This is a genomic window from Candidatus Viridilinea mediisalina (assembly GCF_002532535.1).
GTDB classification, from domain to species: domain Bacteria; phylum Chloroflexota; class Chloroflexia; order Chloroflexales; family Chloroflexaceae; genus Viridilinea; species Viridilinea mediisalina.
In genome coordinates this window covers 1-686 of the sequence record NZ_NQWI01000315.1, presented here as the reverse complement: position 1 = coordinate 686, position 686 = coordinate 1, and the positions used below count along the sequence as shown (strand labels likewise).

Sequence of the window (686 nt, the reverse complement as noted above, 5' to 3'; positions counted from 1 at the left end):
GTCGAACCGCGCTACGATCTGGTGCTGGTTGATGCCAATGGCCAAAACGAGCGTGTGCTGATCAGCGGGATGCTGGCACGTGAAATGGCGCTCAGCCCCGATCAGCAGCAACTCGCCTTCATTACGAGCGATCCGGGCGACTTAGGCCGCGATCACGATGCGCTCTGGCTGGTCAACCTTGATGGCAGTGGCCTCCAACGCATTATGGAGGTACCCGCCGACACGACCGATCTGCGTTGGGATGTGCCGATTCCTGCAACCTGGCTGCGGGCTGCCGCAACGCCACCCTTACCCACGATTGGCGAAATCGCTTTCATTGATGATGGCAACATCTACCTGCTCGATCTGCCGAGTGGTCAGACCACCACCCTGGTTGACGATGGCACAGTGGGCAGCCCTGGATCATATGGCGGCATCCAGGTCGCTTGGTCGCCCGATGGCACCCAGTTGGCCTATGCATCCAATCGTACAGGTAGCTACCACATCTACCTGCTCGATCTGGCGACGGGTGCAACAACGGCGATCAGCGATGATCCCGCCGATGAGTTTCTGCCCACCTTTGCTCCTGATGGCACGCTGCGCTTTGCGCGCCTTGTCGGTGCATCTACCTGGGACGAGACCACATGGTCGTTGGTGCGTATTACGCCCACTGGCGAAACGCTTGCTGATCCACCACAAACAAGAGA

1 pseudogene is annotated in these 686 nt (G+C 59.2%); it reads left to right on the top strand.

Annotation, left to right across the window (positions count from 1 at the left end):
- Nucleotides 1-686 (top strand): annotated as a pseudogene (locus CJ255_RS22215) (PD40 domain-containing protein); the annotation flags it as partial.